Annotated in this window: 16 protein-coding genes and 1 tRNA gene; all 17 read left to right on the top strand. The window is 66.5% G+C overall.

Annotated elements, in window-relative coordinates; all coding sequences use genetic code 11:
- The first annotated feature begins 72 nt into the window (after positions 1 to 72).
- The 17 genes from FFS18_RS14825 (at position 73) to FFS18_RS14745 (ending at position 17,405) form a co-directional block, all read left to right on the top strand.
- Positions 73 to 729 (top strand): XrtA/PEP-CTERM system exopolysaccharide export protein, encoded by a 657-nt coding sequence (locus FFS18_RS14825; protein WP_137871417.1) that lies wholly within the window; start codon positions 73 to 75, stop codon positions 727 to 729.
- Between the two features lie 48 nt (positions 730 to 777).
- Positions 778 to 2,325, top strand: a complete 1,548-nt coding sequence (locus FFS18_RS14820) for an XrtA system polysaccharide chain length determinant (protein WP_137871416.1) — start codon at positions 778 to 780, stop codon at positions 2,323 to 2,325.
- A 14-nt stretch (positions 2,326 to 2,339) separates the two neighbouring features.
- Positions 2,340 to 3,362, top strand: a complete 1,023-nt coding sequence (locus tag FFS18_RS14815; protein ID WP_137871415.1) for a P-loop NTPase — start codon at positions 2,340 to 2,342, stop codon at positions 3,360 to 3,362.
- A complete protein-coding gene (locus FFS18_RS14810) occupies positions 3,362 to 5,074 on the top strand; it encodes a hypothetical protein (protein ID WP_137871414.1) in 1,713 nt (570 codons plus the stop codon). The genes FFS18_RS14815 and FFS18_RS14810 overlap by 1 nt, the downstream gene beginning before the upstream one ends.
- A 33-nt stretch (positions 5,075 to 5,107) precedes the next feature.
- On the top strand, positions 5,108 to 6,358 hold the full coding sequence (locus FFS18_RS14805; protein WP_137871413.1) for an XrtA/PEP-CTERM system-associated ATPase: 1,251 nt from the start codon (positions 5,108 to 5,110) through the stop codon (positions 6,356 to 6,358).
- Positions 6,359 to 6,403: 45 nt separating this feature from the next.
- Positions 6,404 to 7,264 (top strand): XrtA system polysaccharide deacetylase, encoded by an 861-nt coding sequence (locus FFS18_RS14800; protein WP_137871412.1) that lies wholly within the window; start codon positions 6,404 to 6,406, stop codon positions 7,262 to 7,264.
- Complete coding sequence (locus tag FFS18_RS14795; protein ID WP_502704178.1) at positions 7,261 to 8,328, top strand: FemAB family XrtA/PEP-CTERM system-associated protein; 1,068 nt, start codon at positions 7,261 to 7,263, stop codon at positions 8,326 to 8,328. The genes FFS18_RS14800 and FFS18_RS14795 overlap by 4 nt, the downstream gene beginning before the upstream one ends.
- Positions 8,328 to 9,533, top strand: a complete 1,206-nt coding sequence (locus tag FFS18_RS14790; protein ID WP_137871410.1) for a TIGR03087 family PEP-CTERM/XrtA system glycosyltransferase — start codon at positions 8,328 to 8,330, stop codon at positions 9,531 to 9,533. Before FFS18_RS14795 ends, FFS18_RS14790 begins: the two co-directional genes overlap by 1 nt.
- Positions 9,530 to 11,008: an exosortase A gene (gene xrtA / locus FFS18_RS14785; protein WP_137871409.1), complete on the top strand. Its 1,479-nt coding sequence runs from the start codon at positions 9,530 to 9,532 to the stop codon at positions 11,006 to 11,008. Before FFS18_RS14790 ends, xrtA begins: the two co-directional genes overlap by 4 nt.
- A 10-nt stretch (positions 11,009 to 11,018) precedes the next feature.
- Complete coding sequence (locus FFS18_RS14780; RefSeq protein WP_137871408.1) at positions 11,019 to 12,914, top strand: XrtA/PEP-CTERM system amidotransferase; 1,896 nt, start codon at positions 11,019 to 11,021, stop codon at positions 12,912 to 12,914.
- Between the two features lie 233 nt (positions 12,915 to 13,147).
- A complete protein-coding gene (locus FFS18_RS14775; protein ID WP_137871407.1) occupies positions 13,148 to 14,332 on the top strand; it encodes a GNAT family N-acetyltransferase in 1,185 nt (394 codons plus the stop codon).
- Positions 14,329 to 15,195, top strand: a complete 867-nt coding sequence (locus FFS18_RS14770) for a cupin-like domain-containing protein (RefSeq protein ID WP_137871406.1) — start codon at positions 14,329 to 14,331, stop codon at positions 15,193 to 15,195. Before FFS18_RS14775 ends, FFS18_RS14770 begins: the two co-directional genes overlap by 4 nt.
- A gap of 72 nt (positions 15,196 to 15,267) precedes the next feature.
- The gene (gene infA / locus FFS18_RS14765) at positions 15,268 to 15,486 is read left to right on the top strand and encodes a translation initiation factor IF-1 (RefSeq protein ID WP_120216844.1); all 219 of its coding nucleotides are present in this window, start codon (positions 15,268 to 15,270) and stop codon (positions 15,484 to 15,486) included.
- A gap of 26 nt (positions 15,487 to 15,512) precedes the next feature.
- Complete coding sequence (locus FFS18_RS14760; protein WP_137871405.1) at positions 15,513 to 16,085, top strand: Maf family protein; 573 nt, start codon at positions 15,513 to 15,515, stop codon at positions 16,083 to 16,085.
- Positions 16,078 to 17,061: a ribonuclease E/G gene (locus tag FFS18_RS14755; protein ID WP_137871404.1), complete on the top strand. Its 984-nt coding sequence runs from the start codon at positions 16,078 to 16,080 to the stop codon at positions 17,059 to 17,061. The genes FFS18_RS14760 and FFS18_RS14755 overlap by 8 nt, the downstream gene beginning before the upstream one ends.
- A complete protein-coding gene (locus FFS18_RS14750) occupies positions 17,051 to 17,233 on the top strand; it encodes a DNA gyrase inhibitor YacG (RefSeq protein WP_120216839.1) in 183 nt (60 codons plus the stop codon). The genes FFS18_RS14755 and FFS18_RS14750 overlap by 11 nt, the downstream gene beginning before the upstream one ends.
- A gap of 96 nt (positions 17,234 to 17,329) precedes the next feature.
- Positions 17,330 to 17,405 (top strand) — tRNA-Phe (locus FFS18_RS14745).
- Positions 17,406 to 17,568 lie beyond the last annotated feature (163 nt).

The following is a 17,568-nucleotide window of genomic DNA, read 5'->3' as shown; positions in this document are numbered from 1 at the left end:
GCTGACGCAATGACGGTTGCCGCGGGGATTTGCGCCGTGGTGGCGGCCCGCGCCACGAAAGGTTGATTGATTATGGCTTCGTTCTCCTCGCTTCGCGTCGCCCGCGCCGCGCTCGTCTCCGGCATCGCGGCGACCGCGCTCGCCGGTTGCGCCAGCGGCGGCAGCAGCGCGCCGCAGTTGCCCAGCGCGAATTTCGTGCAGAATCAGGAGGGTCCGGGCGAGGAATATATCATCGGCCCGCTCGACGAGCTGCAGATCTTCGTGTGGCGCAACCCCGAACTCGGCGGCAAGGTGCAGGTCCGCCCCGACGGGCGGATCACGACGCCGCTGATCACCGACATGCCCGCGGTCGGCAAGACACCGACGATGTTGCAGCAAGACATCAAGCTGCAGCTCAGCCAATATATCACCGACCCGATCGTCAGCGTGATCGTCACGACGTTCAACAGCACCTTTTCGCAGCAGGTGCGTGTCGTCGGCGCGACCGAGAAACCGGCCTCGATCCCGTTCCGCGCCAACATGACCGTGCTCGACGCAATGATTGCAGTCGGCGGCCTCGGCGAATATGCGGCTGGAAACAAGGCACGACTCGTCCGTTTCGACAAGGGCAGCGGCAAGCAGCAGGAATTTGGCCTGCGGCTGAACGACCTGATCAAGCGCGGCGACATCAAGGCCAATGTGCGGTTGCAGCCCGGCGATGTCATCATCATCCCCGAAAGCATGTTCTGACCCAGACCGACCGCCGACCGACCCATATCCAAGGATTGACCGCAACCGATGACGAGCCTTTACGACGAATTCCGGGTGGCGCTGCATAGCGTCTGGACGCGCCGGTGGCTCGTGCTGGCGGTGGCATGGGGCATCTGCATCCTCGGCTGGCTGGCGATCGCGTCGATCCCCAACCGCTATGATTCGCGCGCCCGGCTGCTCGTCGACGTCAACGAAATCCTGCCCGACGATCCGCAGGGCGGTGCCTATGGTGGGCGCCAGCGCATCGACCAGATCCGCGAGACGCTGACCAGCGCCCGCAACCTGGAAAAGGTCGCGGCAACGACCGGCCTGCTGCCCGCCGGCGCGGGCGAGCGTGAAAAGGCGAGCGCGGTCGCGATGCTGCAGAAAAACATCAAGGTGGTCCCGCAACAGGATAATATCTTTGAGATCACATCGAGCGTAGGGGTCGGCAGCCTGTCCGATGCCGACAATGCCAAGCTGGCTTCGGGCGTGCTCGACAGCCTGATTACCGTGTTTCGTGATGACCAGCTTCGCGGCGGGCGGATGAACGCGCGCGAAGGGCTGAAATTCCTCGATGCGCAAATCGCCGACCGCGAAAAGGCGCTGCGCGAAGTCGAGGCGCGGCGCGCGGCGTTCGAGGCGCAGAATATCGGGCTGATCCCCGGCGGGGCCGGATCGCCGGCGCAGCGCGTCGAAGCGGCGCGCGCCGAACTGGGCCAGATCGATTCGCAGCTGGTGGCGGCGCAGGCCCAATTGGCAGCGGCCAACGGCCAGCTGGCCTCGACCCCCGCGACGATCAACGTCCCCGGCATGGGCGGCGTCGGCGGCGGGGTTGCGCGGCAGCAGCTGGCAGGCGCGCAGAACGAACTGTCGTCGATGCGCGCGCGCGGGCTGACCGATGCGCACCCCGACGTCATTGCGTTAAAAAGCCAGATCGCCTCGCTCAAAGCCATGGCCGACCGCGAAGGCGCGGGCGGCGGTGGCGGCGGCAATTCGCAGAATCCGGCCTATGCCTCACTCGCCGCTATGCGCGCCGAGCGGCAGGCGACGGTCAGCGCTCTCAACGCCCGCAAGGCGCAGCTGAGCGGCGACATCGCGCGGATCACCAGTCAGCAGATCCAGAACCCCGGCATTGCCGCCGAATATGACCGGATCAACGGCGAATATACCGCGTTCAAGGCGCAATATGACAAGCTGCTGGCGCAGCGCGAACAGGTGCGGCTGCGCGGCGATGTGCAGACCGAAACCGACGCGATCAAGATCGAGCTGCTCGACCCGCCGACGAAGCCGACCAGCCCCGCGGCGCCCAATCGGCCCTTGTTCCTGACCCTCGTCCTGCTCGCCGGGATCGGCGGCGGGATCGGCGCTGCCTTTGGCCTCGGCCAGGTGCGCGCCAGCTATGCCACTGCGGCGAAGCTGGAGCGCGCGAGCGGATTGCCCGTCATTGGTTCGATCACCGAAGTGGTGACCCCCGAACGCCATGTCGAACGGCGCAAGAAACTGGTGTGGCTGGCGAGCGGCGGGGGGGCGTTGGTCGGGCTCTACGCGCTGTTGCTGGTCGCCGAATTCATCCAGCGCGGCATGGTTGCGTGACGGGGGACGATGACATGAACGACCAACGCAAAGTCAAGCGCCCGCCCTCGCTCCTCGAACGCGCGGCCGACATGTTCGGCCTCGATCCCGCGGCCAATGCGCCGACGATCGACGTGTCGAACCTGCCGCCCGAAGCGCCCAAAAAGGCGCGGAAAGTCAAGGCGGAACCCGTCGCCGAAGTCTTGCCGCCGGAGACGATCATCCCGGTGACTCCGGCTGCACCGACGGTCGAAACCGCACCGACGCCGCAGCCTTCGTCGCGTAAAGAGATCGCCAAGGCGGCACCCGCGATCGTGCCGTCGCGGCAGGGGACGATCGACCGCGAACGGCTGGCGTCGCGCGGCATGATCGTACCCGGCACCCCAGTCACTGGCATTTCCGAAGAATATCGCATCGTGAAGCGCGAGCTGATCCGCAATTTCGGCGGCGTCGGCAATCGCCCGATCCTGCCGCGCGGCCACCGCGTATTGATCGCGTCGGCGAATCCGGGCGAGGGCAAGACCTTTTCCGCGGTCAATCTGGCGCTGAGTCTGGCGGTCGAGGCCGACCATGACGTGCTGCTGATCGACGCCGACATTGCCAAGCCGAGCGTGCTCGAAGCGCTGGGGCTGGAGGATGGTCCGGGGTTGATGGACGCGCTGGCCGATGCGCATCTGCCGCTTGGTGATTGCCTGATCCAGACCGATATTCCGGGATTGAAGGTCATGCCCGCGGGCACCGGGCATATGCACGACACCGAACTGCTTGCTTCGGCGCGCACCGATGCGTTGCTGGCGCAGCTCGAACAGGGCGCTCCCGGCCGCATCCTGATCATCGATTCGCCGCCGGTGCTGGCGGCGTCGCCCGCCGCAGTGCTCGCCGGGCATGTCGGACAGACGATCATGGTCGTGCGCGCCGACGAAACATTGGAATCCGCCCTGCGGGACGCGATCGGCCTGATGGGCGCGTGTCCGCATATCCAGCTGCTCCTCAACGGCGTGAAATTTTCGCCGGGTGGCCGCCGCTTCGGCACCTATTACGGACAAGGAGGCGCGTGATGCGCACCACCACCACATTGCGCCGCACGGGCGCGCTGGCGGCGCTGCTGCTGGCGGGAACCGCGACCGGCGCGCACGCGCAATTTTCAGGCGATCCCGCTTCTGGCGCCAGCGACGCGCCGACGAGCGCGCCGTCGGCAGAGCCGGGCCGATCGGCCAAGCGCGCCGAAGCGCGTCGCAGCCAGCGGCAGGTCGATGTCAGCCCCTATCTGGAGGTTGGCCAGGTGCTGACCGCCGACCTGAAAAACGGCGGCGACGTCCTGACCTATACCACGGTGGCAGCGGGCGTGGACGCCGCGATCGTAACGACGCGCGCCGAACTGGCGGCGACGGTGCGGTACGAACATCGTTTCGGGTGGAATGGCGGGCTGGACGATTCCAATACGATCAGCGGGCTGGCGCGCGGCCGGATCGAAGTGGCGCGCGGGCTGAACCTGGAGGGCGGCGCGCTCGCGACCCGCACCCGCGCCGACGGCGCGGGCGCTGACAGCGGCTTGTTTATCGGCGACGCCAGCAATGTCGCGGATCTCTATTCGGTGTATGCGGGGCCGACCTTTGCGCGCCGGATCGGCGGGCTCGATGTCGGTGCCGGTTATCGCTTTGGCTATACCAAGGTCGATGTCGATACGCCCCCGATCCTGGCGCCGGGGTCGCAGCCGCAGGATATTTTCGACAGCTCGACCAACCATGTCGCCTGGGCCAGCGTCGGCGCGCGCCCCGGCGATCTGCCGTTCGGCTGGCAGGTTTCGGGCGGTTATGAACGCGAGGATGCCAGCCAGCTCGACCAGCGTTTCGAGGGCAAATATGCCCGCGCCGACGTGACCGTGCCGATCGGGCCGACCGTCGCGCTGCTCGGCGGTGTCGGTTACGAGGATATCGAAATCGGCCAGCGCAATCCGGTGGTCGATGCGGGCGGCGTGCCGGTGCGCGACGCCAACGGACGTTTCGTGACCGACAAATCGACCCCGCGCCAGCTGTCGTTCGATACCGACGGGCTGATCTGGGACGCCGGGGTGATGTGGCAACCGAGCCGCCGCACGTCGGCGACTGCGCGCGTCGGGCGCCGTTACGGCGATACCATCTATACCGGCAGCTTTTCCTATCGCGCCGACCATGCGACGACGCTGCAGGTCGGTGTCTATGACGGGCTGTCGAGCCTGGGCCGCGGCTTGTCGGGCGGGCTGGCCGCTCTGCCGACGCAGTTCGATCCAACGCGCAACCCGATCGGCGGCAATATCAACCCGTGCGTGTTCGGACAGGCGGGCGGCGGATGCCTCAGCAACCAGCTCGGCAACGCAACGGCGGCGCAATATCGCAGCCGCGGGGTGCAGGCGACGATCGGCTCGCGCTTTGGCGGGTGGAATTACGGCGTCGGCGTCGGCTATGACCAGCGCAAGCTGCTTGCCCCCTTGCTGTCGCCGATCGCCAGCCTGAACGGGATTAAGGACGAGAATTATTATCTGTTCCTGTCGGCAGGGCGCCGGATCGATGCCGATTCGGACATCAGCCTGTCGGGCTACCTCAATTATTTCGACAATGGCGCGCCGGGGGTCAGCGATGTCCAGTCGGCGGGGCTGTCGGCAGCCTATTCGCGGCGGTTCTGGCGCAGCCTGACCGGCACCGCGGCGGCGAGCCTGAACGCCTTCGATCAGGACGGCTTCAACAGCCAGCTTATTGGTTCAGCTTTGGTGGGACTGCGTTACAACTTTTGATGGGCTGGACCCATTGGGCAACGGGAATTCGCGATGTACGATCAATTCTATGGTTTCACCGGCCGTCCGTTCCAGCTGACGCCAGACCCGCATTTCTATTTCGAAAGCGGCACCCACCGCAAGGCGATGTCCTACCTCGGCTACGGCCTCGCGCAGGGTGAGGGCTTTATCGTCATCACCGGCGATGTCGGCGCGGGCAAGACGACCTTGGTCGGCCATCTGATGAACACGATCGATCCGAACCGGCTGACCGCCGTCAAGCTGGTGTCGACGCAGGTCGAAGGTGACGACCTGCTCCGCCTGGTCGCCGAACAGTTCGGGATCGAATGGGAAGGCGAGAGCAAGGCCGAACTGCTGCGGTCGATGGAGCAATATCTGCGCGAACAGGCGCGCGCCGGCAAGCGCACCTTGCTGATCGTCGACGAGGGGCAGAACCTCGCGATCTCGGCGCTCGAAGAATTGCGGATGCTGTCGAATTTTGTGCTCGGTGGCCATTCGCTGCTGCAGATTTTCCTGCTCGGCCAGCCCGAATTTCGTCAGACGCTGTTCCATTCGCCGACGCTGGAGCAATTGCGCCAGCGCGTGATCGCGACGCATCACCTCGATCCGATGGAGCCCGAGGAGGTCGAACCCTATATTCTGCACCGGCTCGGCAAAGTTGGCTGGACGGGCAATCCCAGCTTCAGCCCCGACGCGTTCGAGGAAATCTTCGACTATAGCGAGGGCGTGCCGCGAAAATTGAACGTGCTGGTGAGCCGCTTGCTGCTGTATGGCGCGGTCGAACAGATGACGCGGATCACCGCGCAGAATGTGCGGTCGGTCGTCGCCGAGATCGAGGCCGATCGCGGCATTGACGCATCGACGCTGGCGCCGCTGCCGGTCGAAGAGGTCGTAGCGGCCGCCGCCGCTGCGGTCGCGCCGACCCCGGCGCCCTTTGCGGCCCCGACCCCCGCCAATGAAACGACGCTCGAATGGCCGCAGCGTGCTGCCGACGGGCGCCCGCCCTTCGCCCAGCCTGCCGAGACGGTCATCCTGACCCCGCCCGATCCCAGCGCCGACGAGGTTCTGGCGCGGATGGCCGCGGCGGATGGCGATACCCCGGCGGCACCCGCGATCGACCCCGAACAGCTGGCGGCGCTCGAAGCGCAGATCGCCTCGCTGGAGACGCGGCTGGTCGAACAGGACGCCGCGCTGCGCCGCGTGCTCGACCTGCTGATCGAATGGGTCGAGCGCGATCCCGAGAACGCGCCCAACCCGGCGACGTCGCGGACCTGGGCGGCCTGACAGCGGCCGCGAAATCGGCTATCCGGTCGACGAAGGTGAGAGAAGATGCAGAACGGCCTGTCGGTCGATGTCGAGGACTGGTTCCAGGTCGGCGCCTTTGAGCGCACGATCGACCGCGCCGACTGGCCGACGCTCGAGTGCCGGGTCGAGGCGAATTGCGATGCGGTCTTGCAGATTTTCGCCGATGCGGGGGCCAAGGGGACGTTCTTCACGCTGGGCTGGGTCGCCGAACGTTATCCCACGCTGATCAAGCGGATTGTTGGCGCGGGGCATGAGCTCGCGAGCCATGGCTATGATCACAAGCGCGTGTTCAACATGACCGCGGACGAATTTGCAGCGGATCTGAAGAAAACGCAGGCGATCCTTGAGGATCTCGGCGGCGTCGCGGTGCGCGGCTATCGCGCGCCGAGCTTCTCGGTCGATACGCGCACACCCTGGGCGCATTTGGTGCTCGCCGAGCAGGGCTATGCCTATTCGTCGAGCGTCGCGCCGGTCGTTCATGACCATTATGGCTGGCCGCAAAGCCCGCGCCATGCGTGGCGGCCGCTGCCTGATAGCGACCTCGTTGAATGGCCGGTGACGACCGCGCGCTTCGCCGGGCGGACGCTCGCGGCGGGCGGCGGGGGTTTCATGCGGCTGCTGCCCTACGGCTTCACCCGCTGGGCGATCGCGCGGATGAATGAAGAGGGGCATCCGGCGATCCTCTATTTCCATCCGTGGGAAATCGACCCCGGCCAGCCGCGGGTTGCCGATGCGCCGATCAAATCGAAAATCCGGCATTACAGCGGCTTGTCGGCCATGGCTGGCAAGCTGAAGAAGCTGCTCGCCGATTTCGAATGGACGCGCGCCGATGCCTTGCTCCCGGCCCAGCAGCAGCGCGCCGCGCCGTGGCGCGCGGCGGCGTGAATGCGCCGAGCTTTCCGGTGAAGCAGGACTTTTCCGGCGCGCCGCTGTCGGACGCGGCGGCGTGGGATGCCTATGTCGCCGCGCACCCGCAAGCGACCCCCTTTCACAGCCGCGCCTGGTGCGATGCGGTTACGCGGGCGACGGGGCATCCATGCCATCTGGTCACTGCGCGCGATGCCGAGGGGGGGCTGACCGGCCTGTTGCCGCTGCACCATGTCCGCTCGCCGCTGTTCGGGCAGGCGCTGGTCGGCAGCGGGTTTGCGGTCGATGGCGGCATTTTGGCCGATGATCGGGCGGTCGCGGCGACACTGGCCGAGGGTGCGGCGGCGATGGCAAAATCGCTCGGCGTCCCGTCGGTCGAACTGCGCGGCGGTTCGCAGCCGGATGGCGAAGGCTGGCGGCGCGAAGAAGGCGTCTATGCCGGTTTTGCACGCGACCTCGCCAGCGACGACGATGCCGAATTGCTCGCGATCCCGCGCAAGCAGCGCGCCGAAGTGCGCAAGGTTCTAGAGAGCAGCTTGACCGTCACGACCGGGCGCGATGCAGGCGAGCGGCGCGACCATTATCGCATCTATGCGACCAGCGTCCGCAACCTCGGCACGCCGGTATTCCCCAAGGGGCTGTTCGATGCGGTGCTCGATGCGTTCGGCGACGATGCCGACATATTGACCGTGCGGCAGGACGGGAGTCCGGTCGCAAGCGTGCTCAGCCTGTATTGGCGCGGCACCGTGATGCCCTATTGGGGCGGCGGGATCGCCGACGCACGGCGGTTGCGCGCCAATGAACTGATGTATTTCGCGCTGATGCGCCATGCGCGCGAGAAGGGCTGTACGCGCTTCGACTTTGGCCGGTCGAAGGTCGGCACCGGACCCTATAGTTACAAGAAGAACTGGGGCTTCGAGCCGCAGCCGCTCGTCTATGCGCGCTGGCTGGCGCCGGGTGAGGCGCCGCGCGATACCAACCCGAACAGCGCCAAATACCGGCTGCAGGTCGATCTGTGGAAGAAATTGCCGTTGTGGGCGGCGAACCGGATCGGGCCGCTGATCGCGCGCGGATTGGGGTAATGCCCGAAATCCTGTTTCTTGTGCACCGCGCGCCTTGGCCGCCCGACCGCGGCGACCGCATTCGCAGCTGGCATATGTTCGAAGCGCTGGCGAAGCTGGCGCCGGTGCATGTTGCGGCGCTCGCCGACAATGAATCCGACGCTGCGCAGGCACGCGAAAAAATGACGCCGCTTTGCAAGAGCCTGGCGATCGAAGTGCGTAAGATCTCGCGCCCGTTCGCGCTGGCATCGGCGGTGCTGCGCGGCGAGCCGGTGTCGAACCGGCTGTTCCGTAATGCGTCGCTCGCGCGCCATGTCGATGCGCTCGTCCACCAAGGCAGCATCACCCATATCGTCGGCTTCTCCGGCCAGATGGCGCAATATCTGCCCGCAGGTTTTGACGGGCCGGTTTTGATGGATTTCGTCGACGTTGATTCGGCCAAGTTCGCGACCTACGCCGAACAGGACAAGCGCCAGCCGATGAACTGGGTCCACCGCCGCGAGGCACGCGTGCTCGGCGCCTATGAAGCTACGGTGGCGCGGCGCGTCGACGCGAGCCTGTTCGTCAGCGAGGCCGAGGCGGCGTTGTTTCGCACGCGCAGTGGCCTGGGTGGCGACACGGTGCATGCCGTCGAGAATGGCATCGACACCGACCGGTTCGACCCCGCGCTGACATTCGACGCGGTCGCTGGCGACGAAGGGCCGCTGGCGGTGTTCACCGGGCAGATGGACTATCGCCCCAATGTCGACGCGGTGCGCTGGTTCGCTGCCGACATCCTGCCGCTGATCCGTCAGCAGCATCCGACGGTGCAGTTCGCGATCGTCGGGCGCGCGCCGACCGACGAGGTGCGCGCGCTGGCCAAGCTGCACGGGGTGCTGGTGACTGGCGAAGTGCCCGACGTGCGGCCGTGGCTTGCCGCCGCCGCTGTGGTGGTCGCGCCGCTGCTGCTGGCGCGCGGGGTGCAGAATAAATTGCTCGAGGCGATGGCGATGGCGCGGCCGGTGGTGGCGAGTGCCGCCGCGGCGACGGGAATTGACGCGACCCCCGGCGAGCATCTGCTGGTCGCCGACGACGGCGCGGGGATGGCCGCCGCGGTGAGCTCGCTGTTTGCCGACCGCGAGGCAGCGACCCGGATGGGACATGCGGCACGCGCGCAGATGATCGCGCGCTACGGCTGGGACGCGCGGCTGGCGCCGCTGGGCGCGCTGCTGGGACTTTCCGCATGACGCTGTGGCAGCGCCATCTCGCCGCGCTTGCGCTGCTGTCGGCGATAATTCTCGCGCTCTTCTGGCGCGATGCTGCCGATATGGCGGGCATCTGGTGGAACAGCTCGACCTTCACTCACTGCCTGCTGATCGTGCCGATGATCGGCTGGCTGGTGTCGCAGCGGATCGATCTGCTGCGCCCGCTGACTCCCGCCTTCTGGTGGCCCGCGCTCGTCTGGATGGCGGGAGCGGGACTGGTGTGGCTGGTCGGCGAGGCGGCGGGGGTTGGGCTGTTTCGCCAGCTCGGGTTGATCCTGATGCTGCAGGGCGCGGTCGGCGCGACACTCGGTGAAAAGCTGGTGCGCGGGCTGCTCTTTCCGCTCTGCTATGCGCTTCTCCTGGTGCCGTTCGGCGAGGAACTGGTGCCGCTGCTCCAGACCTTTACCGCGCATATCAGCGTTATCCTGCTCCACCTGTCGGGCATTGCCGCCGAGATGGAGGGGGTGTTCATCACCACGCCCGCCGGCTTCTTCGAGGTTGCGGAGGAATGTTCGGGGGTCAATTTCCTGATCGCGATGCTCGCCTATGCGGTGTTCGCGGCGCATTTGTGTTTCAAAAGCTGGACGCGGCGCATCGTGTTTGTCGCTGCGGCGCTCGCGACGACGATACTCGCCAACGCGCTGCGCGCTTATGGCACGATGGTCGCCGCCGAAATCTGGGGGATCGAGGCGGCGGGCGGGATCGATCATATCTTCTACGGCTGGATCTTTTTCGGGCTCGTCATCCTGATCGTGATGCTGGTTGCACGGCGCTGGTTCGACCGGCCCGCGAACGATGTGGCGGTCGACGTCACCGGGCTTGATGGCGCGCCGCGCTTTGCCGGCGCGGCGAAGGCAGTGTTGTCCGCGGCGCTGGCGATCCCGCTGATCTTTGCCAGCTGGGCATGGCTTGTGGGCGGACGCAGCGCGCCGCTGCCCGCGACGATGGCGGTCGAGGCACCGCGCGGCTGGAACGAAACGCGCGCCGAGAGCATGACGTGGGCACCGCGCTTCGACGGCGCCGACCAGTGGTTGCTGCGGCATTTCGTCGATACGAACGGACGCCGGGTGACGGTTGCGATCGGCGGCTATGAACGCCAGGCCGAGGGCCGCGAGGTGGTTGCCTTCGGACAGGGGGCGGTCGATCCGGACAGCAAATGGGCGTGGAGCGCGTCCTTGCCCGCGGTCGAGGGCGCGCGGACCGAACGGTTGCTCCACCCCGGCCCGGTGCTGCGCGATGCGGCGACTTGGTATCTTGTGAACGGGGCAATCACGGGCGATCCGCGGGGCGCCAAACTCGCGGGGCTGAAGGCGCGACTGCTCGGCGGCGATCCGCGCGCGCTGTCGCTGGTCGTGTCGAGCGAGGCGGAGCAGGGCGGGCGCGATGCGATAGAGGATTTTGTTTCCGCGTCGGGCGGAGCCAAGGCGATGGCTGACCGCGCGCTGAAACTGCGTTAGGGGTCGCGCCATGTGTGGGATCGCGGGCATCTATCATCTGGAAACGGCGAAGCCCGTCGACCCGGCGCGCCTCCGCGCAATGCTGCATCCGATGGCGCATCGCGGCCCGGACGGGTCGGGCGTCTGGACCGCTCCCGGCGTCGGGCTCGGTCATTTGCGCCTGTCGATCATCGACATCGACGGCAGTCCGCAGCCGATGGCGAGCGATGACGAAGCTGTGACGCTCACCTACAACGGCGAAATCTATAATTTCCGCGAGCTGCGCTCCGAACTGGAGGATCGCGGCCACCGGTTCCGCACCAGCGGCGATACCGAGGTCATCATCGCGGCGTGGCGGCAATGGGGGCCCGATTGCCTGTCGCGGCTGAACGGCATGTTTGCCTTTGCGATCCACGATCATGCGCGCGGCTGCCTGTTCCTGGCGCGTGACCGCTTGGGGGTGAAGCCGCTGCACTATGCGCGGCTGTCGGACGGGTCGGTGGCGTTTGCGTCCGAACTGAAGGGTCTGCTGCGCAACCCGCTGCTGCGGCAGGAAGCCAACCTGACTGCGATCGAGGATTTCCTAGCCTTTGGTTATGTCCCCGACGACAATTGCATCGTCGCGGGGGTCGAGAAGCTGCCCGCAGGCCATTTTCTGCTGCTCGAACGCGGCAAGCCCGTCCCCGCACCGACGCGCTGGTGGGCGCCCGATTTTTCGCGGCGTATCAAGGCCAGTGAAGGCGAGGTCGCCGAGCATCTTGTCCATCTGATGCGCGCCGCAGTAACCGACCGCATGGTCGCCGATGTTCCGCTCGGCGCCTTTCTGTCGGGCGGCGTCGACAGCAGCGCGGTCGTCGCATTGATGGCGGAAGCGAGCGCGAAGGCGGTCAAGACCTGCACGATCGGCTTCGATCAGGCGGCGCTCGACGAAACCGCCTATGCCCAGCAAATCGCCGAACGCTTCGCGACCGATCATCGCACGCGCACTGTGTCGTCGGGCGATTTCGGGCTGGTCGATACGATCGCCGATCATTTCGACGAGCCATTTGCCGACGCCAGCGCGCTGCCGACCTACCGCGTGTGCGAGCTCGCGCGCGAAAGCGTGACTGTCGCGCTGTCGGGCGACGGCGCCGACGAGGCGTTTGCCGGCTATCGGCGGCTGGTGTTCCAGCATCAGGAGGAGCGGCTGCGCGGGTTGATCCCGGGCTTCATGCGCCGCGGGGTGCTGGGGCCACTGGCGAAGATCTGGCCGCAGATGGACTGGGCACCGCGCCCGCTGCGCGCGCGCGCAACGCTCGCCAGCCTGTCCAAAAGCGGTGCCGAAGGCTATGCCGAAGCGGTCGGGGTGACGGGGCAGGCGCAGCGGTCGCTCCTGTTCAACGACGCCGCGCATCATGCGCTGGGCGATCATGTCGCAGAGGCGCGCTATTGGAAGGCGATGGCCGAAGCCCCGGCGCGCGAGCCGCTCGACCGCGCGCAATATGCCGACCTGATGATCTGGCTGCCCGGCGACATCCTGACCAAGACCGACCGGATGAGCATGGCGGTGAGCCTCGAGGCGCGCGAGCCGCTGCTCGATTATCGGCTGATCGAATTCGCCGCGAGCCTGCCCGCGTCGATGCGCGTCAAGGGATCGACCGGCAAGGCGATCATGAAGCAGGCAATGGAACGCTATCTGCCGCACGACATCCTGTATCGGCCCAAGATGGGGTTTGTGACGCCGGTGTCGCAATGGTTCCGCGGCGCTTTGGTCGAGCAGGCGAGGGGGCTGGCGACGTCGTCGACTCTGGCGCGGTCGGGCTGGTTCGACATGGCCGAGATCGAGCGTATCGTCGCGGCGCACCAGTCTGGGCGGCGCGACCATGGGCGGTTGATCTGGCAGTTTTTCATGCTGGAAAAGTCGCTGGCGAAATTGTTCGGGATTTGAGGAATATGTTCCTTTCTTGATGGGGGAGGCTGCGTGACTTGCCAGCTTGCTGGCTTAATCGCAGCGGTGGGGGCGCTCTCGGCCTGAGATGGCGGAGCAAGGACGCGCCATCACCCTCATCCAACTTCGCCTAATCGCTTCGCGATAAGGCTGCGTATCCTTCCCCCATTAAGGGGGAAGGGGAGCATCGAATCGCCACCCCATTTTAACGCTTCCCTGCTAACCTCCACCCGATGACGGTGCACCCCGCCTTTCCCGCCGACGCCACCCCCGCCGATCCGCTGACGGTGCGTATCGTCGACCCGCTGGCGCTTTCACCCGAGCTAGCGGCGGCGTGGGACCGGCTGGCGGCGGAGGCCAGCGAACCCAATCCCTTTGCCGAACGCTGGTGCCTGCAATCGGCGTTGCACCTGCTCGACCCCGATCGCACCGCGCGGCTGGTCATGGTGCGCGACGGCAGCGACGGGCCGGTGATCGGCATCATGCCGATCGCCGCTGCGCCGCAATATGGCCGCCTGCCGCTGCGCCATGTGACCGGCTGGGCGCACCCCAATCATTTTCTGGGATTGCCGCTGGTCCGCGCGGGGTTCGAACGCCTGTTCTGGTCGATCCTGCTCGGCTGGTGCGATGCGGCGCCGTGGGCGCGGACCTTGTTGCATGTGCCGCGATTGACTGAGGATGGACCACTGCACCGCGCGCTGGTCGATGTCGCGCGGGTGCGCGGCGGCGAAGCCGAGATCGTCCATCGCGAAGAGCGCGCGCTGCTCGCCAGCGACCTGTCGCCCGCCGAATATTGGGACACCGCGGTGCGCGCCAAGAAGCGCAAGGAGCATCGGCGCCAGGCCAATCGGCTCGCCGAGCAGGGGAGCGTGCGTTTTCGACGCTGGCAGGCGGGAGAGGCGATCGAACCGTGGATCGACAGCTTTCTCGACCTGGAGGCGCGCGGCTGGAAAGGCCGCGCCGGATCGGCGCTCGCCAGCCATGGCGATACCGAGGCTTGGTTCCGCGCCATCATCGCCGGTGCCGCAGAGGTGGGGCGGCTCGACATGCGTGCGCTGGACCTCGACGAGCGACCGCTGGCGATGCTGATCAATTTTCGGGCACCGCCCGGGGGCTTTTCGTTCAAGACCGCGTTCGACGAGGAATATGCCCGCTTTTCGCCCGGGGTGTTGCTGCAACAGGAAAATCTCGACCTGCTGGACGACCCCGCGATCGCGTGGGTCGACAGCTGCGCTGCGCCCGGACATCCGATGATCGACAGCGTCTGGCGCGAGCGCCGCGCGCTGGTGTGGGTCAACGCCGCGCTGTCGTCGCCCGCCGACCGGCTGCGCTTTGCGATGCTCGCCAGGATCGAGCGGCTCTGGCGACGCTGGAAAGCTCCCACCGCCGTCGAAAATGAAGTAGAAAGCCCGACATGACTGCGCATCAGCCGATCTCTGCTCCCGTTTTCCCCGCCGACACGCTGGCGGCGATGGCGGCGCTATATCCTTTGAAGGCGGGACTGCTGCGCCATCATCTGCCCGACCATCCCTTGCTGTCGATCGAGGCGCTGGCAGAGCTTGCCGAAAGCATGCCGGCGAGCGCGGTCGAATATAATCCGGGCAATGTCCCGATCGGGATCCGTCCCGAGGATGTCCCGTCGAATGGCTTGTCGATCGGCGAGACGATCCGCACCATCGACACCAATGGCAGCTGGGCGGTGCTCAAGAATATCGAAAATGTTCCGGCTTATCGCACGCTGCTGATGGACCTGCTCGGCGAACTCAAATCGGTGGTCGAACCGCGGACGGGCGCGATGCTGACGCCGCAGGGGTTCATCTTCATTTCGTCGCCGGGGTCGATCACGCCCTATCACTTCGACCCCGAGCATAATATTTTGCTGCAACTGCGCGGGACCAAGGTCATGAACGTCTGGCCCGCGGGGGACGAGCGTTTTGCCGATCGCCGCGAGCATGAACGCTATCATGGCGGCGGCCACCGTAACCTGCCGTGGCAGGACGATTTCCATGCCGATGCGCAGCAGGTACCGCTCGCGCCCGGCGACGCCGTGCTGATGCCGGTCATGGCGCCGCACTTTGTCGCCAATGGCGATGCGCCGTCGATCTCGCTGTCGATCACCTGGCGCAGCGAATGGAGCTATCGCGAATCCGAAGCGCACGCCGCCAACGCCGCGCTGCGCCGCATGGGGCTGGACCCGGCGATGCCGCCGCGCTGGCCAAGCTATGCCTGGGCGCGGTCGGTGGGCTGGCGGATCGCGCGAAAGCTGCGGCTCGTTGCGTGACAGACTGCTTTCCATCGCGGCATTTTGCGGCTATGGGCGCGCATCCTTATTTTGTGAGATCCTAGAGGACTGATGGCGAAAGAAGAACTTCTGGAGATGCGCGGCCAAGTGGTCGAACTGCTGCCCAACGCGATGTTTCGCGTCAAACTGGAAAACAACCACGAGATTCTGGGCCACACGGCCGGAAAGATGCGCAAGAACCGCATCCGTGTCCTGGTTGGCGACGAAGTGCTCGTCGAACTCACCCCCTATGACCTGACCAAGGGTCGGATCACCTATCGCTTCAAGTGAGCGGCGCGGCGAAAACTCCTGCGCCCATGCCGGTACTGGTTCTCGCTTCGACTTCGCCCCGGCGGCGTGAGCTGCTGGCGCGCATCGGCGTGATCCCGGCGCGGATCGCGTCCCCCGACATCGACGAAACGCCGCTGAAGGGCGAACTGCCGCGTGATTATGTCGCGCGGCTGGCCAAGGGCAAGGCGCTGGCGGTCGCGCGTACGGCGGACGAGGTGGTGCTGGCGGGTGACACGACCGTCGCGGTCGGGCGTCGCATCTTGGAAAAACCCGCCGACGAGGCGGATCTGCGCCGCATGCTCGGCCTGCTGTCGGGGCGGCGGCACCATGTCTATTCGGGGCTGTGCGTCGTCGGGACCGACGGCAAGGCGCGGGTGCGCGTTGCCGACACCATCGTCGCGTTCAAGGTGCTGAGCGCCGCCGAGATCGACTGGTATGTCGAAAGCGGCGAGGGCATGGGCAAGGCTGGCGGCTACGCGATCCAGGGTCGCGCCGAGGCCTTTGTCCGTTTCCTGTCGGGCAGCCATTCGAATGTCGTCGGGCTGCCGCTGTTCGAAACGCGCACCCTGCTGACCAGCGCGGGCATCCCCCTTGGCTGAATGGCTGTACGAAGCCGGGATCGGCGAAGCGCGCGCGGCGCTGGTCGATGGCGACGACATTCTGGAGGCACGGATCGAGCGCGAAGGCGCCGGGCCGCGCGTCGGCGCGGTGGTCGCGGCGCGGCTGGTCGAAGCCGGGAAATCGCCACTGGTGACGCTCGACTGGCCCGGTGCGCCCACCGCGACCCTGACCGGATTGCCGCCAGCGGCATCGATCGGCGCCGCGCTGACCGTCGAGATCACCCGTATGGCGCTGCGCGAACGCGGGCGCGACAAGCCGGCGCGAGCGCGGTTGGCCGACGCAGGCGCGGCGCCCGGCGACGGTCCCGACCTGCGCGCGCGGATCGCAGCCAGCGGCCTGCCGGTAACCGAGCTGCGCCCGACCGATCCCGATCGGCTGGAACAGGCGGGCTGGTCCGAATTGATCGATCATGTCCGCACCGGTCACTGGCCCTTCGACGGCGGCGCGCTGTGGGTCGATGCGACCCCGGCGATGGTGCTGATCGACATTGATGGCGGCGGTGATGCGCTGACGCTGGCCCAGGTCGGTGCAAAGGCCGCGGCTGCAGTGATCCGCTGCTGCAACATCGGCGGTTCGATCGGCATCGATTTCCCCTCGCTCTCCGATCGCAAGGGGCGCCACATGATCGACGCCGCAGTCGATGCGGCACTGCCGCAGCCTTATGAGCGCACCGCGGTAAACGGCTTTGGGTTGATGCAGATCATACGCCGCCGCGATCGTCCGTCGCTGATCGAACAGGTCGTGCTCGATCCGGTCGCCACCGATGCGGCGCTGTTGCTGCGGCAGGCTGAGCGTGCGGTGGGGGCGGGGGTGTTGACGCTGACCGCGCGGCCCGCGGTGATCGACCATATCGCGGCGCATCCGGCGTGGACCGCGCTGTTGCAAAGACGGACCGGACGTCCGGTCCAACTGACCGCCGACGCCGCGAGCAAAGGAACCGGACATGCCCAATAAACCGCCGCGCTGTCCGCTCTGCGGCAAGCCGCGCGAGCCGGAGTTCAAACCCTTTTGCAGTCGCGGCTGCCGCGACCGCGACCTCTTGAACTGGTTCGGCGAAGACTATCGCGTCGCCGCGACGCAGGCGCCCGACGGGACCGCCGACAGCGATCGTTTCGACGAAAGTTGACGCGGAAAATCGGACATCACAAAGCCACTGGACAGGACTACAAGCCCTGCCTATAGCCGCCGCTCGCCAGCGCGACCAACGGGTCGCAGCGGCCCTGCCCGGGTAGCTCAGTTGGTAGAGCATGCGATTGAAAATCGCAGTGTCGGCGGTTCGATCCCGTCCCCGGGCACCACTATCCCAGCCGCTGGATGTCGCGTTCCATATTCGCTGACTCATCACGATTGACGTGCTCCCCTGAAATGTGACCGATTTTGAGTAGAGTCCGACACGAAGGAGTCGGACAGAATGAAGCGAAGCAGGTTCAGCGAAGAGCAGATCATCGCGATATTGAAGGA

Origin of the sequence: Sphingopyxis sp. 2PD, assembly GCF_005503695.1 — a bacterium.
In the GTDB taxonomy this organism is placed as follows: domain Bacteria; phylum Pseudomonadota; class Alphaproteobacteria; order Sphingomonadales; family Sphingomonadaceae; genus Sphingopyxis.
Note: the sequence above shows the minus strand (reverse complement) of the source record. Positions and strands in the feature narration are given on the sequence as shown.

Bases quoted from the DNA above. Each gene is read 5' to 3' on its own strand.
- FFS18_RS14780 (WP_137871408.1), top strand. From the start codon at position 11,019: ATGTGTGGGATCGCGGGCATCTATCATCTGGAAACGGCGAAGCCCGTC.
- FFS18_RS14815 (WP_137871415.1), top strand. From the start codon at position 2,340: ATGAACGACCAACGCAAAGTCAAGCGCCCGCCCTCGCTCCTCGAACGC.
- FFS18_RS14775 (WP_137871407.1), top strand. From the start codon at position 13,148: ATGACGGTGCACCCCGCCTTTCCCGCCGACGCCACCCCCGCCGATCCG.
- FFS18_RS14760 (WP_137871405.1), top strand. From the start codon at position 15,513: ATGCCGGTACTGGTTCTCGCTTCGACTTCGCCCCGGCGGCGTGAGCTG.
- FFS18_RS14750 (WP_120216839.1), top strand. From the start codon at position 17,051: ATGCCCAATAAACCGCCGCGCTGTCCGCTCTGCGGCAAGCCGCGCGAG.
- FFS18_RS14820 (WP_137871416.1), top strand. From the start codon at position 778: ATGACGAGCCTTTACGACGAATTCCGGGTGGCGCTGCATAGCGTCTGG.
- xrtA (WP_137871409.1), top strand. From the start codon at position 9,530: ATGACGCTGTGGCAGCGCCATCTCGCCGCGCTTGCGCTGCTGTCGGCG.
- infA (WP_120216844.1), top strand. From the start codon at position 15,268: ATGGCGAAAGAAGAACTTCTGGAGATGCGCGGCCAAGTGGTCGAACTG.
- FFS18_RS14770 (WP_137871406.1), top strand. From the start codon at position 14,329: ATGACTGCGCATCAGCCGATCTCTGCTCCCGTTTTCCCCGCCGACACG.
- FFS18_RS14790 (WP_137871410.1), top strand. From the start codon at position 8,328: ATGCCCGAAATCCTGTTTCTTGTGCACCGCGCGCCTTGGCCGCCCGAC.
- FFS18_RS14825 (WP_137871417.1), top strand. From the start codon at position 73: ATGGCTTCGTTCTCCTCGCTTCGCGTCGCCCGCGCCGCGCTCGTCTCC.
- FFS18_RS14810 (WP_137871414.1), top strand. From the start codon at position 3,362: ATGCGCACCACCACCACATTGCGCCGCACGGGCGCGCTGGCGGCGCTG.
- FFS18_RS14805 (WP_137871413.1), top strand. From the start codon at position 5,108: ATGTACGATCAATTCTATGGTTTCACCGGCCGTCCGTTCCAGCTGACG.
- FFS18_RS14800 (WP_137871412.1), top strand. From the start codon at position 6,404: ATGCAGAACGGCCTGTCGGTCGATGTCGAGGACTGGTTCCAGGTCGGC.